The organism is Thermodesulfobacterium geofontis OPF15 (genome assembly GCF_000215975.1).
In the GTDB taxonomy this organism is placed as follows: Bacteria; Desulfobacterota; Thermodesulfobacteria; order Thermodesulfobacteriales; family Thermodesulfobacteriaceae; genus Thermodesulfobacterium; species Thermodesulfobacterium geofontis.
This window is the reverse complement of sequence record NC_015682.1, coordinates 1536179-1554406: the sequence shown is the minus strand read 5'-3', so window position 1 is coordinate 1554406 and position 18228 is coordinate 1536179. Positions and strand designations below refer to the sequence as shown.

Annotated in this window: 19 protein-coding genes; 15 read left to right on the top strand and 4 right to left on the bottom strand. The window is 30.8% G+C overall.

Annotated elements, in window-relative coordinates; genetic code table 11:
• The first annotated feature begins 55 nt into the window (after nucleotides 1–55).
• Genes TOPB45_RS07975 through der form a run of 12 tightly spaced genes read left to right on the top strand, consistent with a single transcriptional unit; the run spans nucleotide 56 to nucleotide 11391 of the window.
• Nucleotides 56–481, top strand: a complete 426-nt coding sequence (locus tag TOPB45_RS07975; RefSeq protein WP_013910327.1) for a F0F1 ATP synthase subunit B family protein — start codon at nucleotides 56–58, stop codon at nucleotides 479–481.
• Nucleotides 478–1071, top strand: coding sequence for a F0F1 ATP synthase subunit B (gene atpF / locus TOPB45_RS07970; RefSeq protein WP_013910326.1), 594 nt, complete (start codon nucleotides 478–480; stop codon nucleotides 1069–1071). Before TOPB45_RS07975 ends, atpF begins: the two co-directional genes overlap by 4 nt.
• Nucleotides 1072–1076: 5 nt before the next feature.
• Nucleotides 1077–1616, top strand: a complete 540-nt coding sequence (gene atpH / locus TOPB45_RS07965) for an ATP synthase F1 subunit delta (RefSeq protein ID WP_144011505.1) — start codon at nucleotides 1077–1079, stop codon at nucleotides 1614–1616.
• The gene (gene atpA / locus TOPB45_RS07960; protein ID WP_013910324.1) at nucleotides 1617–3161 is read left to right on the top strand and encodes a F0F1 ATP synthase subunit alpha; all 1545 of its coding nucleotides are present in this window, start codon (nucleotides 1617–1619) and stop codon (nucleotides 3159–3161) included. It abuts the gene before it with no gap.
• A gap of 36 nt (nucleotides 3162–3197) precedes the next feature.
• Nucleotides 3198–4079: an ATP synthase F1 subunit gamma gene (atpG, locus tag TOPB45_RS07955; protein WP_013910323.1), complete on the top strand. Its 882-nt coding sequence runs from the start codon at nucleotides 3198–3200 to the stop codon at nucleotides 4077–4079.
• Nucleotides 4080–4117: 38 nt separating this feature from the next.
• The gene (gene atpD / locus TOPB45_RS07950; protein WP_013910322.1) at nucleotides 4118–5539 is read left to right on the top strand and encodes a F0F1 ATP synthase subunit beta; all 1422 of its coding nucleotides are present in this window, start codon (nucleotides 4118–4120) and stop codon (nucleotides 5537–5539) included.
• Nucleotides 5540–5968 (top strand): F0F1 ATP synthase subunit epsilon, encoded by a 429-nt coding sequence (locus TOPB45_RS07945; protein ID WP_013910321.1) that lies wholly within the window; start codon nucleotides 5540–5542, stop codon nucleotides 5966–5968.
• A 33-nt stretch (nucleotides 5969–6001) separates the two neighbouring features.
• Nucleotides 6002–6583, top strand: coding sequence for a 5-formyltetrahydrofolate cyclo-ligase (locus tag TOPB45_RS07940; RefSeq protein WP_013910320.1), 582 nt, complete (start codon nucleotides 6002–6004; stop codon nucleotides 6581–6583).
• Nucleotides 6561–7256, top strand: coding sequence for a YggS family pyridoxal phosphate-dependent enzyme (locus TOPB45_RS07935; protein WP_013910319.1), 696 nt, complete (start codon nucleotides 6561–6563; stop codon nucleotides 7254–7256). Before TOPB45_RS07940 ends, TOPB45_RS07935 begins: the two co-directional genes overlap by 23 nt.
• Nucleotides 7225–9615, top strand: coding sequence for a DNA internalization-related competence protein ComEC/Rec2 (locus TOPB45_RS07930; RefSeq protein ID WP_081460690.1), 2391 nt, complete (start codon nucleotides 7225–7227; stop codon nucleotides 9613–9615). Before TOPB45_RS07935 ends, TOPB45_RS07930 begins: the two co-directional genes overlap by 32 nt.
• A gap of 26 nt (nucleotides 9616–9641) precedes the next feature.
• Nucleotides 9642–10076 (top strand): archease, encoded by a 435-nt coding sequence (locus TOPB45_RS07925; RefSeq protein WP_013910317.1) that lies wholly within the window; start codon nucleotides 9642–9644, stop codon nucleotides 10074–10076.
• A 1-nt stretch (nucleotide 10077) separates the two neighbouring features.
• Nucleotides 10078–11391, top strand: coding sequence for a ribosome biogenesis GTPase Der (gene der / locus TOPB45_RS07920; RefSeq protein WP_013910316.1), 1314 nt, complete (start codon nucleotides 10078–10080; stop codon nucleotides 11389–11391).
• 14 nt (nucleotides 11392–11405) lie between these two features.
• Here der and TOPB45_RS07915 read toward each other — a convergent pair whose 3' ends face one another.
• The 3 genes from TOPB45_RS07915 to TOPB45_RS07905 are packed head-to-tail and all read right to left on the bottom strand — an operon-like array spanning nucleotide 11406 to nucleotide 13546.
• Nucleotides 11406–12173, bottom strand: coding sequence for an OmpA family protein (locus TOPB45_RS07915; RefSeq protein WP_013910315.1), 768 nt, complete (start codon nucleotides 12171–12173; stop codon nucleotides 11406–11408).
• 3 nt (nucleotides 12174–12176) lie between these two features.
• The gene (motA, locus tag TOPB45_RS07910) at nucleotides 12177–13034 is read right to left on the bottom strand and encodes a flagellar motor stator protein MotA (RefSeq protein ID WP_013910314.1); all 858 of its coding nucleotides are present in this window, start codon (nucleotides 13032–13034) and stop codon (nucleotides 12177–12179) included.
• Nucleotides 13034–13546 (bottom strand): PilZ domain-containing protein, encoded by a 513-nt coding sequence (locus TOPB45_RS07905; protein WP_013910313.1) that lies wholly within the window; start codon nucleotides 13544–13546, stop codon nucleotides 13034–13036. The genes motA and TOPB45_RS07905 overlap by 1 nt, the downstream gene beginning before the upstream one ends.
• A 203-nt stretch (nucleotides 13547–13749) precedes the next feature.
• On the opposite strand from TOPB45_RS07905, the gene TOPB45_RS07900 reads away from it, so the two are divergent.
• A complete protein-coding gene (locus tag TOPB45_RS07900) occupies nucleotides 13750–14712 on the top strand; it encodes a manganese-dependent inorganic pyrophosphatase (protein ID WP_013910312.1) in 963 nt (320 codons plus the stop codon).
• Nucleotides 14713–14746: 34 nt separating this feature from the next.
• Here TOPB45_RS07900 and nadC read toward each other — a convergent pair whose 3' ends face one another.
• On the bottom strand, nucleotides 14747–15607 hold the full coding sequence (nadC, locus tag TOPB45_RS07895) for a carboxylating nicotinate-nucleotide diphosphorylase (protein ID WP_013910311.1): 861 nt from the start codon (nucleotides 15605–15607) through the stop codon (nucleotides 14747–14749).
• A 94-nt stretch (nucleotides 15608–15701) separates the two neighbouring features.
• On the opposite strand from nadC, the gene TOPB45_RS07890 reads away from it, so the two are divergent.
• Together TOPB45_RS07890 and dnaK are read left to right on the top strand one after the other, a co-directional pair.
• Complete coding sequence (locus TOPB45_RS07890) at nucleotides 15702–16286, top strand: nucleotide exchange factor GrpE (protein WP_013910310.1); 585 nt, start codon at nucleotides 15702–15704, stop codon at nucleotides 16284–16286.
• A gap of 25 nt (nucleotides 16287–16311) precedes the next feature.
• On the top strand, nucleotides 16312–18222 hold the full coding sequence (dnaK, locus tag TOPB45_RS07885) for a molecular chaperone DnaK (RefSeq protein WP_013910309.1): 1911 nt from the start codon (nucleotides 16312–16314) through the stop codon (nucleotides 18220–18222).
• Nucleotides 18223–18228 lie beyond the last annotated feature (6 nt).

The window sequence follows — 18228 nt, the reverse complement described above, 5'->3', positions numbered from 1 at the left end:
AATGTAGCAATACAAATTTAGCATTTTAAAAAAATTCAAAAAATGGGGTTAAGAGATGATCAACTTTGATATTACCTTATTTATCCAAATTGCTGAAGCTTTAATAATGACTTTTGTTCTTTATTATATTCTGGTTAAACCTGTTATGTCGTATATAAGAGAAAGAGAATCTCATTTTCAAACTTTAGAAAAAGAAACCCAAGAATTGATAGCCTTAGCTGAAGAAGCTATTAAAAAATATCATGAAGAATTAAATAAAGCGAGATCTGAAGGAATTCAAAAAAGAGAACTTTTGAAGGAAGAGGCTCGAAAGATAGAAAAAGAAATATTATCCAAAGTTATGAAAGAAATGGAGGAATATAAAGCTAAATGGGCTGAGCAATTTTCTAAGCAATTAGAAGAGGTAAGAAAAGAATTGATGGGTAGCGTAGAATATTTTGCTTCTCTTATGGTTGAAAGATTATTAGGGAGGAAAGTATGAAAAATTTAAAAGGGATAGGAAGCTTAATTTTCTTTTTTATTATAACTACCGTTTCTTTAGTTTTTGGAGCTGAGGCAGGTGGTGAGCACCATGGAGTTACTTCTACTCAATTAAAAAATTTACTTTGGTTTACTCTTAATTTTATAGTTTTATGTTTGATTTTATATAAATTTCTTAAAAAACCTATTGTAGATATGTTTAAGGCTCGACAAGAGAATATACTTAAACAATACAATGAATTATTAGAAAAGAAAAAGGAAGCAGAGGCAAAATATGTGGAACTTCAAGAGAAGATTAAAAATTTAGAAAAGGAAGCTCAGGAAATTTATCAAAATTATGTAGAACAAGGTATAAAAGAGAAAGAAAGGATTATAGCTGAAGCTAATGCTCAAGCTGAAAGAATTAAACAGCAAGCACAGCTTTATATTCAGCATGAAATGGAAAAAGCTAAAGCTATATTAAGGGAGGAAATTGCTGAGGCATCTGTTAAATTAGCTGAAGAAATTTTAAAGAAAAACATAACCGAAGAAGATCAAAAAAGAATGATTAGAGATTTTATAAATGAAATTAAAGGGAGGGTGCTACATTGAGAGCAATGGCGATAGCATTTAAATACGCTAAAGGTCTTTTTAGTGTAGGAAAAGAATTAGGTAAAATAAAAGAATTTGGAGAAGAGTTAAAGCAAATAAAGGAACTTTTAATTTCCATGCCAGAAGTTTTGTCAGCCTTACAAAATCCTATTTATCTACCAGATCTTAAAATGGAAATTATAGGTGAGATTTTGAAAGTTATAAAAGTAGATCCTGAGATTGAGAGATTTCTTAAGCTTTTAGTAGAAAGAAGAAGAATCCAATATATTAAGGAAATAGTTGCTATGTATCAAGAATTATTAGATGAGGAATTTAATATTGCTCGTGGAGAAGTTATTACAGCTTATCCAATTAGTGAGGAAGAGAAAAAAGAGATAGAAAGTGTTTTAAAAGAATATCTAAAAAAAGAAGTTATATTAGAATCTAAGGTAGATGAAGGAATTATAGGAGGAATTAAAATAAAGATAGGGGATTTAATATTTGATGGAACTTTAAAAACTCAATTAGGAAAGTTTAAAGAAATAATAAAAGGGGAGGTGTTATAAATGGAAGCCATAAAAGCACAAGAACTTAGTGATCTAATTAAAAAAAGAATTGAGGAGTTTGAGAAAAAAATAGATCTTGATGAAATGGGAGTTGTTATATCAGTTGCAGATGGTATTGCTCGTGTATTTGGTTTAAGGAATTGCGAATATATGGAACTTATTGAATTTCCAGAAAGTGGAGAAGTAGGGATTGCTTTAAACTTAGAATTTGATAATGTTGGTATCCCCATAATGGGAGATTATTCCAAAATCTTAGAAGGACACATAGCTAAAAGAACAGGAAGGGTTGCCTCTATTCCTGTAGGAGAAGCAGTTATTGGAAGAGTAATTGATCCAGTAGGAAGACCCTTAGATGGGAAAGGGCCAATTGAAGCAAAAGAATATAGGAGAATTGAAATAAAAGCTCCAGGAATTATTAAGAGAAAACCTGTTCATGAACCTATGTATACTGGAATTAAAGCAATAGATGCCATGACTCCTATTGGAAGAGGGCAGAGAGAATTAATTCTTGGTGACAGACAGACTGGAAAAACTGCTATAGCTATAGATGCTATTTTAGCTCAAAAAGATACAGATGTTTATTGTATTTATTGTGCTATAGGTCAGAAAAAATCTACTGTTGCTCAAATTATAGAGACTTTACGTAGATATGGAGCTATGGAATATACTACAGTAGTGGCAGCTTGTGCTTCTGATTCTGCTGCTTTACAATGGATTGCACCTTATTCAGCTTGCGCTATAGGAGAATATTTTAGAGACACAGGAAGACATGCTTTAGTTATATATGATGACCTTTCAAAACAAGCAGCAGAATATCGTGAAATTTCACTCCTTTTAAGAAGACCTCCTGGAAGAGAAGCTTATCCAGGAGACATTTTTTATAACCATTCAAGACTTTTAGAAAGGGCAGCTAAATTAGATGATGCTTATGGTGGAGGTTCTTTAACAGCTTTACCTATTGTAGAAACTCAGCAAGGTGACGTTTCAGCTTATATTCCTACAAATGTTATCTCCATTACAGATGGACAAATTTACTTAGAGCCTGGTTTATTCTTTGCAGGTATTCGTCCAGCTATTAACGTTGGGCTTTCTGTATCTAGAGTTGGTGGAGCAGCTCAAATTAAAGCTATGAGACAGGTTGCAGGTAGATTAAGACTGGAACTTGCTCAATATAGAGAATTAGCAGCTTTTGCCCAATTTGGTTCTGAACTTGATAGAGCTACCCAGAGAGTTTTACATAGAGGAGCAAGACTTGTTGAAATTCTTAAACAACCTCAGTATCAACCTCTTCCAGTTGAAAAACAGGTTTGTATATTATTTGCAGGAACAAGAGGATTTTTAGATGAAATGCCTTTAGAAGTTTTAGCTCAATATGAAAAGGAGCTTTATGAATTTATAGAAAGTAAATATCCAGAAATTTACAAAGAAATAAAAGAAAAGAAAGAAATTAGTCCAGAGTTAGAAGAAAAAATGAAGCAGGTATTTAGAGAATTTAATGAAGAATTTAAAAAGAGAAATAATATAGAACCTGTTCCAGTACCATAAAAAACTAAAGGTGGTACCTTTAGAGGAGGATAAAACATGCCAGCTTTGCGAGATATTAGAAGAAAGATAGAAGCTGTTAAAAGAATTGGTCAAATCACTAAAGCTATGAATATGGTTGCTTCAGCTAAATTACGTACTTTACAGCAGAGGTTAGAGGGTTTCCGTCCTTATAGAAGAAAATTTGAAGAAGCAATTGATAATGTATTAAGTGCGGGTGGGATAAATATTCAAAAAATTCCCTTTTTACAAAAAAGAGAAGTAAAAAAGGTAGGGATAATTTTAATAACTGCAGATAAAGGATTATGTGGAGCTTTTAATTCAAATTTAATAAAAGAAGCAGAAAAGGCTATAGATAGATTTAAAAAGGAAGGAAAAGAGGTTGAACTTATTTGTGTAGGTAGGAAAGGGTTCACTTATTTTAGAAAAAAGGTTGCTATTAGAGAGAGTTATCTTAATATAATGGGCAAAATTTTAATGCAAGATGCTCGTAAAATTGCCCGTTCTGCTATGATGGCCTATCTTGCAGGTGAATGGGATGAGGTATATATTATATATGGATATTTTGTGAATGTAGTAAGACAAATTCCTAAGATGGAAAAACTACTTCCTTTGAGCTTTGAAAAACCTTTAGAACCAGGAGAGAAAAAGATTTCATATGCCTATATTTATGAACCGGAGGAGGAAGAACTTCTATCTCAAATTTTACCTCTTTATATAAATACTCTTGTATTTTCAGCTATGCTTGAGACTGCAGTAAGTGAGCAGGCAGCTCGTATGACAGCTATGGATAATGCTAACAAAGCCTGTGGAGATATGGTAAAACAGTTAACCTTATTTTATAATAAAGTTAGACAGGCAACCATTACTAAAGAATTAATGGATATTGTAGGAGGAGCAGAAGCACTTATTAAAGGTTAAATATAAAAGAAAAGAATTTAAGTAAAGGGGGTTAAAATATGGCTGAAGAGAAAGTAATAGGTAGGATAGTTCAAATTATGGGATGTGTAGTTGATGTGGAGTTCCCTCCTGGTAAAGTTCCTAAGCTTCTTGAATGTCTTAGGGCTACTAATCCTATGATAGATGATAGAGAGTGGAATTTGGTATTAGAGGTAGCTCAGCAATTAGGAGATAATATAGTGCGTTGTGTCGCTATGGAATATACTGATGGATTAAAAAGAGGTGATCCAGTATTAGCTACAGGAGCACCTATAATGGTTCCTGTTGGTAAAGCTACCTTAGGAAGAATTATGAATGCTACAGGAGATCCTGTTGATGAAGCTGGCCCTATTGTTTCTGATAAATATTATCCTATTTTTAGACCAGCACCTGCTTTAACTGAATTAGATACGACTATTAGAGTTTTAGAAACAGGAATTAAAGTATTTGATCTTCTTATTCCATTCCCTCGTGGTGGCAAGATGGGAACTTTCGGTGGAGCCGGAGTTGGGAAGACAGTAGTTATGATGGAAATGATTCATAATATTGCTATGGAGCACGGAGGAATCTCTGTTTTTTGTGGAGCTGGAGAAAGAACTCGTGAAGGAAACGAACTTTATTTAGAAATGAAGCGTTCAGGAGTTTTAGATAAAGCTGCTCTTGTTTATGGCCAGATGAATGAAACTCCTGGGCATCGTGCAAGGGTTGCTCATACTGGAGTTACAGTAGCCGAGTATTTTAGAGATGAAGAAGGGCAGGATGTGCTTTTCTTTATAGATAATATTTATCGTTTCACTCAAGCAAACCAAGAGGTTTCAGCACTTTTAGGAAGAATGCCCTCAGCAGTTGGATATCAGCCTACTCTTGCTACAGATATTGGGGCTTTGCAAGAAAGAATTTGTTCTACTACTAAAGGTTCTATTACCTCAGTTCAATGTATTTATGTTCCTGCAGATGACTTAACAGACCCTGCACCTGCAACTACATTTGCACATCTTGATGGAACAGTTGTTCTTTCTCGTCAAATTGCAGAGCTTGGAATTTATCCAGCTGTTGACCCCTTAGATTCTCAATCTCGTATTTTAGATCCTAATATAATTGGATGGGAGCATTATACAGTTGCTCGTCAAGTTCAGCAAGTTCTTCAAAGATATAAAGACCTTCAGGACATTATTGCAATTCTCGGAGTAGAGGAACTTTCTGAAGAAGACAAAATAATAGTTGCTCGTGCTAGAAAGATTCAGAGATTCTTGTCTCAGCCTTTCCATGTAGCAGAACATTTTACTGGAACACCTGGTAGATATGTAAAACTTGAAGATACTATTAGAGGATTTAAAGAAATTTTAGAAGGAAAACATGATGAACTTCCTGAGCCAGCATTTTATATGGTTGGAACAATAGAAGAAGCTGTAGAAAAGGCTAAGAAAATAATGGAGGGCTAAATGGCTAAGATTCTTCTTGAAGTAGTGACGCCAGATAGAGTAGTTGTTAGTGAAGAGGTTGATATAGTTACAGCACCAGGAGTTGAAGGAGAATTTGGAGTACTTGCTAATCACGCTCCCATGATAGCAGCAGTTAAAATTGGTCCCCTTCATTATAGAGTAGGAGATAAAGAGGAATGGGTAGCTATAAGTGGAGGTTTTTGCGAAGTTTCAAGAAATAAAATTACTTTTTTGGTTGAGGCAGCAGAAAGAGCATACGAAATAGATGTAGAAAGGGCTTTAAGAGCAAAGGAAAGAGCTGAAAAAAGGATTCAAGCTTATTTAGCCCGAACAGAAGAAATAGATTACGCAAGAGCAAGAGCTGCTTTACAAAGGGCTTTAACAAGACTTTATGTAGCAGAAAGAGCCAAAAGAGGAGTTCCCAGATAACCTAAATAGCCCCCTTTTCAGGGGGCTATTTTTATGGAAAATTTTTCTAAATCTCATATAAGATCTTATATTTTCCAACTTAGGAAAAAATATTCCTCAGAAATTTTAAAAAATTTTAGTCTTGAGATTTGTAAATTAATAGAACCCATACCTTTATATAAAAAAAGTCAAAAAATAGCTTTTTATTTTGCAAAAGATAAGGAGGTATCCTTAGAATATTTAATAGGAAAAGCTTTTTTAGAAGGTAAAAAAGTTTATTTACCTAAAACTTGGCTTAAAGAAAAAACTCTAACCTTTCATCAAATTTTTAGTTTTTCAGATCTTAGACCAGGTCCTTTTGGATTATTGGAGCCCCCTTTTGAAAATCCTGAATTAAAGCCAGAAAATTTTGAAATAATATTTGTTCCTGGTGTTGCTTTTGATCTTAAAAAGGGAAGAATAGGTTATGGGGGAGGATTTTATGATAAAATATTAAAAAAAACAAAAGCTTTTAAAATTGGAGTAGCTTTTTCCTTTCAAATATTTGAAAATTTACCTTTAGAAAAACACGATCAAAAAGTAAATATAATTATTACAGAGAAGGGAATTATTAATGGATTGGGAAACTTTACTTAAAGAAAATTACCTTAGAATATTAGAAAATATCCAAAGGGCCTGTGAAAAATCAGGAAGGAAATTTGAAGAAATAAAAATTTTGGGGGCTTCAAAAAAACAGACTTCTGAAAAGATAAAAATAGCTTTTAAGCTGGGGATTAAATTGTTTGGAGAAAATTATGTTCAAGAGGCTGAAAAAAAGATTTTTGAACTTAAAGATTTTCCTATAGAATGGCATTTTATAGGAAGGCTTCAGACAAACAAAGTAAAAAAAGCCTTAAATTTATTTTCCATGATTCAAACCTTAGATAGAATAAACTTAGCTCAAGAAATTCAAAAACAAGCAGAAAAAAAGAATTTAATAGTTCCTGTGTTAGTTGAGGTAAATATCGGTAAAGAGCCTACTAAAGGAGGAGTATATCCAGAAAAATTAGAGGATTTTATTGGAGAAGTTAAAAATTTTAATAGAATAAAAATAAAAGGTCTTATGTGTTTGCCACCTTATGAAGAAGATCCTGAAAAAGTACGTCCCTATTTTATGAAAATGCAAAAAATTTTTGAAAAAATAAAAACTTACATGAATTCAGAATTTAAGGAACTTTCTATGGGTACAAGCAATGATTATACAATTGCTATAGAAGAAGGGGCAACTATTATAAGAATTGGAGAAGCACTATTTGGTAAAAGAAGTTAAAACACCTATATTTATACTTACTTCCTCTTTTATTTTAGGATTTTTTCTCAGTTTTTATAAATTTCCCTTTTTAATTTTAATTTTTTTTATTTTAGGATATTTTGTTTTTATATTTCTTTTTTATAAAAATCGTTATTTTTTAAGTTTATGGTTAGGATTTTTGCTTATTTTTTATTTAATAGGCTATTTTCATTTTAAAAATCTTAAAAATTCCTATTTAAATCAACATAAAGCAGAGAAAATAGAACTTTTAGCTACCATTGAAAAAGTAGAACCATATTATTATGGATATTTAAATACTGCATTTAGCGCGTCTTTAGGAAAATTTATATTTAAAACAGATAAAAAATATTTTTTTCCTGGACAAAGGTGTCTTATAACTTTTCAAAATAAAGAATACCAAGAATATTTTAATCCTTTTTCTTTTGAAAAGGAAACTTCGCTTTTAGTAAAAGGAATAGAAGCAGAATTAAAATTTTTAAAAGAAAAAGGTTTTGTTTGTGAAGAAAATAAAAATTTTAATTTAGAGAGAATTAGATATAAGCTTTTTAATTTTTCTGAAAAACTATCTGGAACAGCAAAAGGACTTATTCAGGCTTTAGTTTTAGGAGTTGAATATAATTTTCCAGAAGAATATAAAGAAAAATTGAAAGATCAAGGACTTTATCATCAATTAGCTATTTCTGGCTTTAATTTAGCTGTTCTTTTTGGTATTTTTTATAAAATATTTTATCACCTTTTAAAATTTACACCTTTAATAAAAATAGGCTATCCTTTACAAAATATTTCTTATTTATTGGCCTTACCTTCAGCATTTTTAATTTTACTTCTTTCTGGATTTTGCCCTCCAGCTTTCAGAGCATTTATATTTTTGTCTCTTTTTATAATAAGTAAGCTATTTTTTAGGAATACCTCATCTTTAATATTACTTTTTCTCACTGCATCCTTGATTTTAATTTTTCAGCCCTATTTAATTGGGAATCTTTCCTTTCAGCTTTCTTTTGTAGCAACCTTAGGATTAATAATAGGTGATAGAATATTCAAAACCTATTTTAAAGAACTTATTTCTACTTCGAATACTATTCTAAAAAGTATTAACTATTTTTTCTATCTATTTTTACTTTCTTTTATAGTGAGTCTTTTTGTATTTCCTTTTATAATTTATATTAACGGAACATTTCCTTTAGCAACTCCTATTAATAACCTTATAGCCACATTTTTTTGGAGCTTTATTTTTATTCCCTTTTCTATTTTTATAGCTCTTTTATCTTTTTTAAATGAAAATATTGCTTTAAATTTAGCTAATATTTTAGCTAAAGTTTTTGATTATTACATTAAAATTCCTTTTTTTGAATGGACCTATAAATTTAAAGTACCTATTAATTTGGTCATACTTTTTACAATTTTTAGCTTATTAATTTTTATTGCTTTGAGTCACTTTATAAAAAATTATAAAAAATATCTTTTATGGTGCTTAATTAGTTTAATTTTTTATTTATCAATTTATTATTTTTATGAAAAAACTTTTTACATTTTAATTTTTGATGTAGGAAGAGCAAGTGCAAATTTAATAAAAAATAAAGATTCTTTTATTTTAATTGATACAGGACCAAATTATTTAAAAGACTTTAACTGGACAAAAGTTTACTTGTTACCAGTTTTAGATAAACTTGGTGTAGAAGTAATAGATCTTGCAATTATTTCCCATCCTGATCTGGATCATAGTGGAGGATTAGAAACTTTGAAAGAAAATTTTTATATGAAAAAAGTAATTTCCGGAAATTTTGATCCTGAAAATTGGAAAAAAACAAATATTTTAATTTTGCCAGATCCTATTAAAAATCCCGAAGCTTTAAAAATAAAGGATGCAGAAATTTTTCTTTTTCCTGGTAAAATGCCCTATGAAGATCTAAACCGAGAAAGTTTAGTTGTTTATATAGAATATAAAGGATTAACTATTCTTTTTCCTGGAGATATAGATAAAATAAGGTTTTATCGCATGAAAGAAAAAGGGGAAATATTTCCTGTAGAAATTTTGGTTTCTCCACATCATGGTTCGAAATACAGTATAGATGAAAATATTATAAATTGGTTAAATCCAAAAGTTGTTTTAACTTCAGGTAGAGGAAGCAATTTTCCTCATCAAGAGTATTTAAAGGTTTTAGAAAGATTTAATAAACCACAATTTTCTACAGAAAGGGTAGGAGCTATTTTTATTTTTCCAAAAGATGATTATTATTTAATATGCTTTGAAAGGGAGAAGAAAAAAAATTTTTTATTCTCAGCGCTTTTTCCTTTTGTTCCTTTATATTTTGAAGATGAATTTTGTAGAAAATTTGAATACCATAAAAATTTATAAAAAATAAAATTTTGGAGGATTTTAATATGACTAAATTTGAAACTTTTGAGCATGGTGCAGACATAGGGATAAGAGGATATGGAGAAACTCTTTCTGAAGCCTTTTCAAATATTTTAAAAGCTTTAGCAATTTTATTGGTCGAAAATTTAAATTGGAAAGATTTGAGTTTAAATAAAAAATATCCCATAGAAATTGAGTCTGAATTTTTGGATGAATTGTTGGTAGTGTTTATAAATAAAGTTTTAAGCCTTTTTTATCTTGAAAAGATTCTTTTTTTTGAATTTAAGGGAGAGATAAAAGAAAAAAATGGAAAATATATTCTAAAAGGTGAATTATTAGGTGAAACCTATTTACATGAGAAATTTGGTTACGGAGTAGAAGTAAAAGGAGCAACTTTTACTATGGCTGAAGTAAAAAAAGAAAATAATTTATGGATAGTTCAATGTGTAGTGGATGTGTAATATGTTCAAAGTTGCCATTGTAGGAAGACCAAATGTAGGAAAATCTACTCTTTTTAATACCTTAATAGGTGAAAGAAAAGCTATTGTAGAAAAAACTCCAGGAATTACAAGAGACATAATCGAAGGCTATGCGGAATTAGAAGATAAAAAGGGTATCCTTCTTATCGATACAGGAGGTATTAATTGGGGTGGAAAGGATTTTTTTAATAAAACTATCATTGAATTGGTTGACAAGACTTTAGCTGAGGCAGATCTTGTATTATTAGTAGTTGATGCTAAAGAAGGACTTACAAGTGAAGATTTAATAACTGCTGAATATTTAAGAAAGAAAGATAAGAAGGTCATTTTAGTAGTTAATAAGGTAGAAGGGAAAGAAGACGAAGAAAGGGCTATAGAATTTTACAAGTTAGGTTTTGAGAATATAGTTTTTATATCTGCTAAGAATCAAAAAAATATTGCTCAATTAAAAGATCTAATAAAAAAATATGCTAAAGATCATTTAGAAGAGATACCAGAGATTGAGGTTATTAAAATTGCAATAATAGGAAGACCAAATGTAGGAAAAAGCACTTTACTTAATAGACTTTTAGGTTATGAAAGAATGATTGTTTCTGAAATACCAGGAACTACAAGAGATTGTGTAGATGTTTTTTTAACTTTACCAGATGGGAGAAAATATCTCTTGATTGATACCCCAGGAATAAGAAGAAGAACCAAAATTGATAAGAGAGCAGAGAAATTTAGTGTAGATAAAGCCTTAGAAACCATTAAAAAAGTAGATATAGTTCTTTTTATGATAACTGCTGAAGAAGGGATAACCAATCAAGATCAAAGATTATTAAGACAGATACAGAAAAATTATAAAGCATGTATCCTTCTTGTTAATAAATGGGATTTATTTGATACTAAAAGAGAGGCAGGAAATCTTATGTTAGAGAATATAAAATATGGCATCAGATTTATTTCTTGGGTTCCTATTTTGACGATTTCTGCAAAAACTGGAAGAAGGGTTAATCAAATTTTTCCCTTAATTGAAGAGGTTTATCAGCAATACAATAAAAGAGTAAATACCGCTTTGGTAAATAAAATTTTAGAAGATTTGAAAAAAAATTATACTTTTAATGTAAAGGGTAAAAGAATTAAATTTTATTATGCTACTCAAGTTGAAGTAAAACCTCCTACATTTGTAATTTTTATTAATATTAATCCTGATGAAATCCCTAAGCATATAGAAAAATTTATGGAAAATAGCTTTCGAAAATTTTTAGAATTTAATAAGGTTCCAGTTAAAGTAGTTTTTAGGTTAAGAGATTAAAGAAAATTATCTTTTTATTCCTTAGGGAGAGAAGTAGATTTTTGGAATTTAACTACCAAAGTGATTCTTCTATTTCTTGGGTCTAAAGGATTATCTTTAAATAATGGGAAATTATCTGCGTATCCAGCAACAGATAATATTTTTTCAGGAGGAACTCCATTTCTTTCTAATTCTAACATAGCAGAAAGAGCCCTTGCAGTTGATAATTCCCAATTCCCTATTTTTCCTCTCCTTGAAGGAACCGCATCAGTATGTCCTTCTACTTCAATTGTTACAGGTCTTTCTGCTAACTCCTTTGCAAAGAATGCCAATATCTTTTTTGCATCTGGTGTTAATTCGGCACTTCCACTATAAAATAAAGGTTTATTAACAAGTTCTATTATTTCTAAACGAAGAACTTCTTTTTCTTCCTCTATATTTATAAGAACATGTTCTCTAAGAGATTTCAAACGAGTTTCTATAATTCTTTTAAAATGTTCAGCCTCTCCTTTTATTGGTGGAATTTCTGTGGAAAGGGTTTGCAATTTTGGAGAACTTATTTTTCCACTTCTATAATATTCCATAAGCATACTTATTCCTGCTTTTTGAAAAATATTAAATTTTTTAAAATAAGCAGCTATTTGAGCTTTTTGTTTGGGTTCCATAATGGTAATTAACCACATAAGAAGAAAAAAAGTCATCATTCCAGCTAAAAAGTCAGCATAAGCTACTTTCCAAGAACCTCCATGATGTCCTGCAACTATTTTTTTAACCTTTTTGATAATGATGGGGGGTGTGCTCATTTATTATTTTTTTCCTCTGATTAAACTTTCTAATTCTTCAAAAGAGGGTCTTAAATGGGGAGATATATTTCTTCTTGCAAACTCAACTGCTATTTGGGGTGCTCCTCCTCCAATAAAATGAACAATAGCTACTTTAATTACATTTAAGTATTCTTTATGCTGTTCACAAAAAAATTCCATTTTTTGAGCAAGAGGTGCCATAATTCCATAGCAGGTTAGTATTCCAAAGAAAGTTCCAGCAAGAGCTATAGAAAGATGGTGCCCCAATACTTCAGGAGGTTCATCAATCTTTCCCATAGTTAAAATAATTCCTAAAACTGCAGCGACTAAACCAAGTCCTGGCATTGAGTCAGCTAATTTTTCTAATCTTTCCACAGGGCTTTTAAATTCCTGATGGATTATTTCTATCTCATTTTCTAAAAGAGCATCCAATTCAAAATGAGTAATGTTAGTAGTCAAAATAGATCTAAAAGTATTTCTTATAAAATCAATCGCTATATGATTATTTAATATTTTAGGATAGGCTGAAAAAATTCTACTTGCCTCTGGATTTTCTATATCTTGTTCAATAGAAATTAACCCCTCTTTTTTTATTTTTCTAAAAATTTCATTTAAAAGAAGAAGGAGTTCAATAAAATCTTGTTTTGTATATATTTGAGGTTTAGTTAAAGCTTGAACCGCTCCTTGAAAGACACCCTTTAATGCAGTACTTGATGAAGCAGTAAATAAGGCTCCAAAAGCAGCTCCAAATATGATCATCCATTCAACAGGTTGGATTATTACTGAAAAGTTACCACGTTCAAGAGCATAACCTCCAAAAACACATACTAATACTATAAATAATCCCACTGCAGAAGGCATTATTCGGACCTCAATTCTCTGATGAATTCCCTTTCTTTACAAAAGATAAAATAGCTGATTTTTTCCTTTATATCCTTAGGGAGGTTAATAAATTTTATTGCTACTTCATAATAATTTTCTTTTTTTTCACATCTTAAAACTTCACCATAAAGATAAAATCCTAAGGGTTGATAAATATCAATTACAGTTTTAATTTCAACGAAATCTCCTATTTCATAAGGGGTTTCAGATGGGAATCTAATTCCTTTTTCACTTATATTGATCTTTTGAAAAGGAAGATCATTAAAACCCTCTTTTTCTCTTGTCAAAACACTTATTAGATAATCTAATTTAGCATTGATTAATTTAAGCCAGGCATTTAAACTTTCATCTATGGTATCTTTTAAAGGAATATAAGAAAAAAGAGGAATATCTCCTATAATTCGAGCAATTTTATTTTTTACTTCTTCAGAAGATATTTTTTCTGCTTTAAAAGGTAGGATCACGTCTATTCTAACAGCTTCTCTTTCCATTGTTTTATCTATTATCTGCTATAAAATTCGGAAAAAATAAAAAAAACTTTAATTAAGAGGCTTAACTTAAAATTTTTGGAAAAAATTAATTTTTATAAAATTATAAAGGAAAATTTAAATCTTGACAAGATAAAAAGATAATTAATAATAAATTTTAACTTTTTTTAAAGACATTTAAAAAAAATAAACTTAGGAGGTGTAATATGGAACATGTAATTTATGTAGTTGGTCACAAGAAACCCGATACAGATTCTGTTTGCTCTGCTATTGTATTTGCTTATCTTTTGAATGAGTGGAAAAATTCAGGTTGTAAAATTATGAAAGTTGATAAAGAAGCAGTTCCTGTAATTCAAGGAGAACCTAATGCAGAAACCAAATTTGTATTGGAAAAATTTGGTGCTAAGGTTCCCGAAATTATAACTGATGGTGAAGGTAAAACAGTTGCTTTAGTTGATCATTCAGATAAGGTTCAGAGTTTAGACAATATTGATAAAGCTGAAATTGTAGCAGTAGTTGATCATCACAAAATTGGAGATGTAACAACTCCTAATCCTATACTTTTTGTAAACTTTCCTGTGGGATGTACAGCAACTGTTTTGAAATTTCTCTTCGACAAAACAGGAGTTGCTCTTCCTAAGGATTTAGCAGGACTTCTTTTAGCTTCAATTTTAAGTGATACTGTAGTATTTAAATCAGCTACTACTACTCCTATGGATAAAGAAGTAGCAGAAGAACTTGCTAAAATTGTGGGTATAGATGATATAATTAAATTTGGTGTGGAAGTTAAATCTAAACTTTCTGATGTATCTGGAATGACAGCAAAAGACATAATTATGAGAGACTTTAAAGATTATAATATGAGTGGTAAAAAAGTAGGAGTAGGACAAATTGAACTTATAGATTTAGCAATGGTAGAAGGAAGATTGGAAGAAATTTATAATGAATTAAATAAAATCAAAAGCGAAGGAGCTTATCATACTGTAGTTCTTATGCTTACAGATATTATGAAAGAGGGAACAGAATTAATGGTTATAACTGATGAACCTAAGATTATAGAGATTACTTTTGGTAAGAAATTAGAAGGTAAAAGTGTTTGGTTGCCTGGAGTAATGAGCAGAAAGAAAGAAGTTGTTCCTCCTCTTGAAAAAACCTTTGCTAATCTCTAAAAAGATAGAGAGGGGCTTTAAAGCCCCCTCTATTTTAATAACTATAAATTGAATCAATCTTTAGACTTATATCTACAGCTTTAACTGAATGAGTTAAAGCTCCAGAAGAAATATAATCTACTCCTGTTTTAACAATTGACTCTATATTTTCAAGAGTTATCCCTCCTGAAACTTCAATTTTTATATGGGGTTTAATAGATTTTATCATATTTACTGCTTCTTTAAGTTTTTCAGCAGGAAAGTTATCTAAAAGAATTATGTCAACTGGAACTTCAGAATTCAAAAGAATTTCCAGTTCTTCAAAGGATTTAATTTCTATTTCAACTTTGAGATAATGAGGAGTATTTTTTAGTTTTTTAATAACTTCCTTTATTCCACCTAAGGCTTTAATATGATTATCTTTTATTAATATCCCATCTGAGAGAGAAAATCTATGATTTTTACCTCCTCCAACTCTTACAGCATATTTTTGAAGAATTTTTAATCCAGGAAGAGTTTTTCTGGTATCAAGAATTATAGTACAATAGGGAGCTAATTTTTGAACAATTTTTCGGGTATATGTAGCAATACCGCAGAGATGTTGAAAAAAATTAAGAGCTACTCTTTCTCCCTTTAGAATACTTTTTATATTTCCCTCCACAAAACCTAATTTAGTTTGAGCGGGAGCTTCACTTCCTTCTTCAACTTGCCAAATAATTTTTATTTCTGGATCTATTAGATTAAAAACTTCTTCAACAACAGGTTTACCACACACAACAAGTTTTTCCTTTGCTAAAAAAAAGGCTTTACCATAAAGTTTTGAAGGAATTAAAATTTCAGAAGTTATATCTCCAAAAGGCAGATCTTCTTTAAGTGCAGATTTTACAATTTCTCTAATTTGCCATTTTTCTAACATTTTTTCATTTATACCTCTGGAAAAATAAAATATAAGTCTTAATTTTTATCATAACTTAAAGAGTTAAAAAGTAAAGTTTTTGGGGGTTTTTGTAATGGAAGAATTGGTAAAAGAAACTCAAGTTAGCACTGAAAATAAGGAACTTCAAGAGGAAATACAAAAAGAAGAACAATTAAAACAAAAAGAGGAAGAAATTAAATATTGGAAAGATCTTGCTTTACGATACGCTGCTGAACTTGAGAATTTAAAAAAAGCTTTTAAAAGAGAAAAAGAAGAATATTATAAATTTGCTTTAGAGACAGTATTTAAAGAACTTTTACCAAGTATTGATAATTTGGAAAGGGCTTTAGAAGCTTTTGAAAAATCCGAAAATAAAGAAGCTCTAAAAGAGGGAGTAGAATTAACCTTGAGAGCTATAATTCAAACCTTAGAAAAATTTGGATTACAACAATTTGTACCTTCTATAGGAGAGCCTTTTAAGCCTTATTTACATGAAGCTTTATCTACAGAAGAACATCCTGAAATACCTAATGGTGGTATAACTAAGGTTTATCAAAAGGGATATAAACTTTATGATAAAATTATAAGACCTGCACTTGTATGTGTGTGTACAGGTAAAAAAGAAGTTAAAGAAGAACCAACTCAGGAAGAGGAAGAAAATATAATAGAAAATGAATAAATTTATTTAAAGGAGGGGAGAAAAAATGGCAGGAAAAACACCAATTGTTGGGATTGATTTAGGAACTACCAATTCTTGTGTAGCTATTCTTGAGGGAGGAGAACCTAAAGTAATCCCTAATCGCGAAGGGACAAGAACTACACCTTCTGTGGTAGCATTTCAAGAAAATGGAGAAATCTTAGTAGGACTTCCAGCTAAGAGACAAGCTATAATAAATGCTGAAAATACTATTTATGGCATTAAAAGACTCATGGGAAGAAAATTTAATGATCCTGTAGTGCAAGAATGGAGAAAAAGAGTTCCTTATAAAATTGTAGAAGCACCTAATGGAGATGCTCATGTAGAAATAAGAGGAAAAAGGTATAGTCCTCCAGAAATTTCTGCTATGATTTTAAGAAAAATTAAACAGGATTTAGAAGAATATCTTGGACAGGAAGTTAAAGATGTAGTTATTACTGTTCCAGCTTATTTTGATGATACTCAAAGACAAGCTACTAAAGATGCAGGAAGAATTGCAGGGCTTAATGTCATAAGAATAATTAATGAACCTACAGCAGCATGTTTAGCTTATGGTCTTGAAAAGAAAAAAGAGGGATTAGTTGCTGTTTTTGATCTTGGAGGAGGAACTTTTGATATCTCCATTTTAGAAATTGGAGAGGGAGTTTTTGAAGTAAAAGCAACCTCAGGAGATACTTTCTTAGGCGGAGAAGATTTTGATATGAGGATTGTAGACTATATTGCAGAAGAGTTTAAAAAAGAGCATGGTATAGATTTAAGAAAAGATAAAATGGCTTTACAAAGATTAAAAGAAGCTGCAGAAAAAGCTAAAATTGAGCTTTCAAGCACTTTAGAAACAGAAATTAATCTTCCTTTTATTACAGCAGATGCTTCTGGTCCAAAACATTTAATAATGAAGCTTACCAGAGCTAAGCTTGAAAGTTTAGTTGAAGACCTTATTGATAAGCTTGAAGAACCTTGTCGTATAGCCATGCAAGATGCAGGGGTTACTCCTAAGGATATAAGTGAGGTGATTCTTATTGGCGGGATGACACGTATGCCAAGGGTTCAGCAAAAAGTAAAAGAAATTTTTGGAAAAGAACCTGTTAAAGGAGTGAATCCAGATGAAGTAGTGGCTATGGGTGCAGCTATTCAAGCTGGTGTATTAAAAGGAGAGGTGAAAGATGTCCTACTCTTAGATGTCACTCCTCTTTCTCTTGGTATCGAAACTCTTGGAGGAGTATTTACAGTTATAATTCCCAGAGGAACCACTATCCCCACCAGAAGAAGTCAAATTTTTACTACAGCTACAGATAATCAAACTGCAGTTACTATTCATGTATTGCAAGGTGAAAGACCTATGGCAAAAGATAATAAAAGTATTGCTCGTTTTGACCTTGTGGGAATACCTCCTGCACCAAGAGGAGTTCCTCAGATTGAAGTTACCTTTGACATAGATGCTGATGGTATTTTACATGTTACAGCAAAAGATCTTGGAACAGGAAAAGAACAATCGATTGTAGTAAGACCATCCTCTGGTTTGACAGAAGAAGAAATTCAAAGAATAATAAAAGAAGCTGAGCAATTTGCTGAAGAGGATAGAAGAAAGAAAGAACTTGCCGAGGCTCGTAATCAGGCCGATAGTTTAATTTACTCTGTAGAAAAAACTTTAAGAGAACTTGGAGATAAAGTTCCTGAGAGCTTAAGAAAAGAAGTCGAAGAAAAAATAACAGAACTTAAAAAAGTAATGGAAGGAGAGGATATAAATGCTATTCGTAAAGCAAGTGATGAATTAACACAGGCATCTTATAGACTTGCTGAAATGCTTTATAGAGAAAAGGCACATAAAGCTACAGGTACTGCAGAAGAAACTGGAGGTTCTTCAAAAGGAAAAGGTAAAGATGATGTAATTGATGCTGATTTTGAAGAGATGAAATAAAAATAT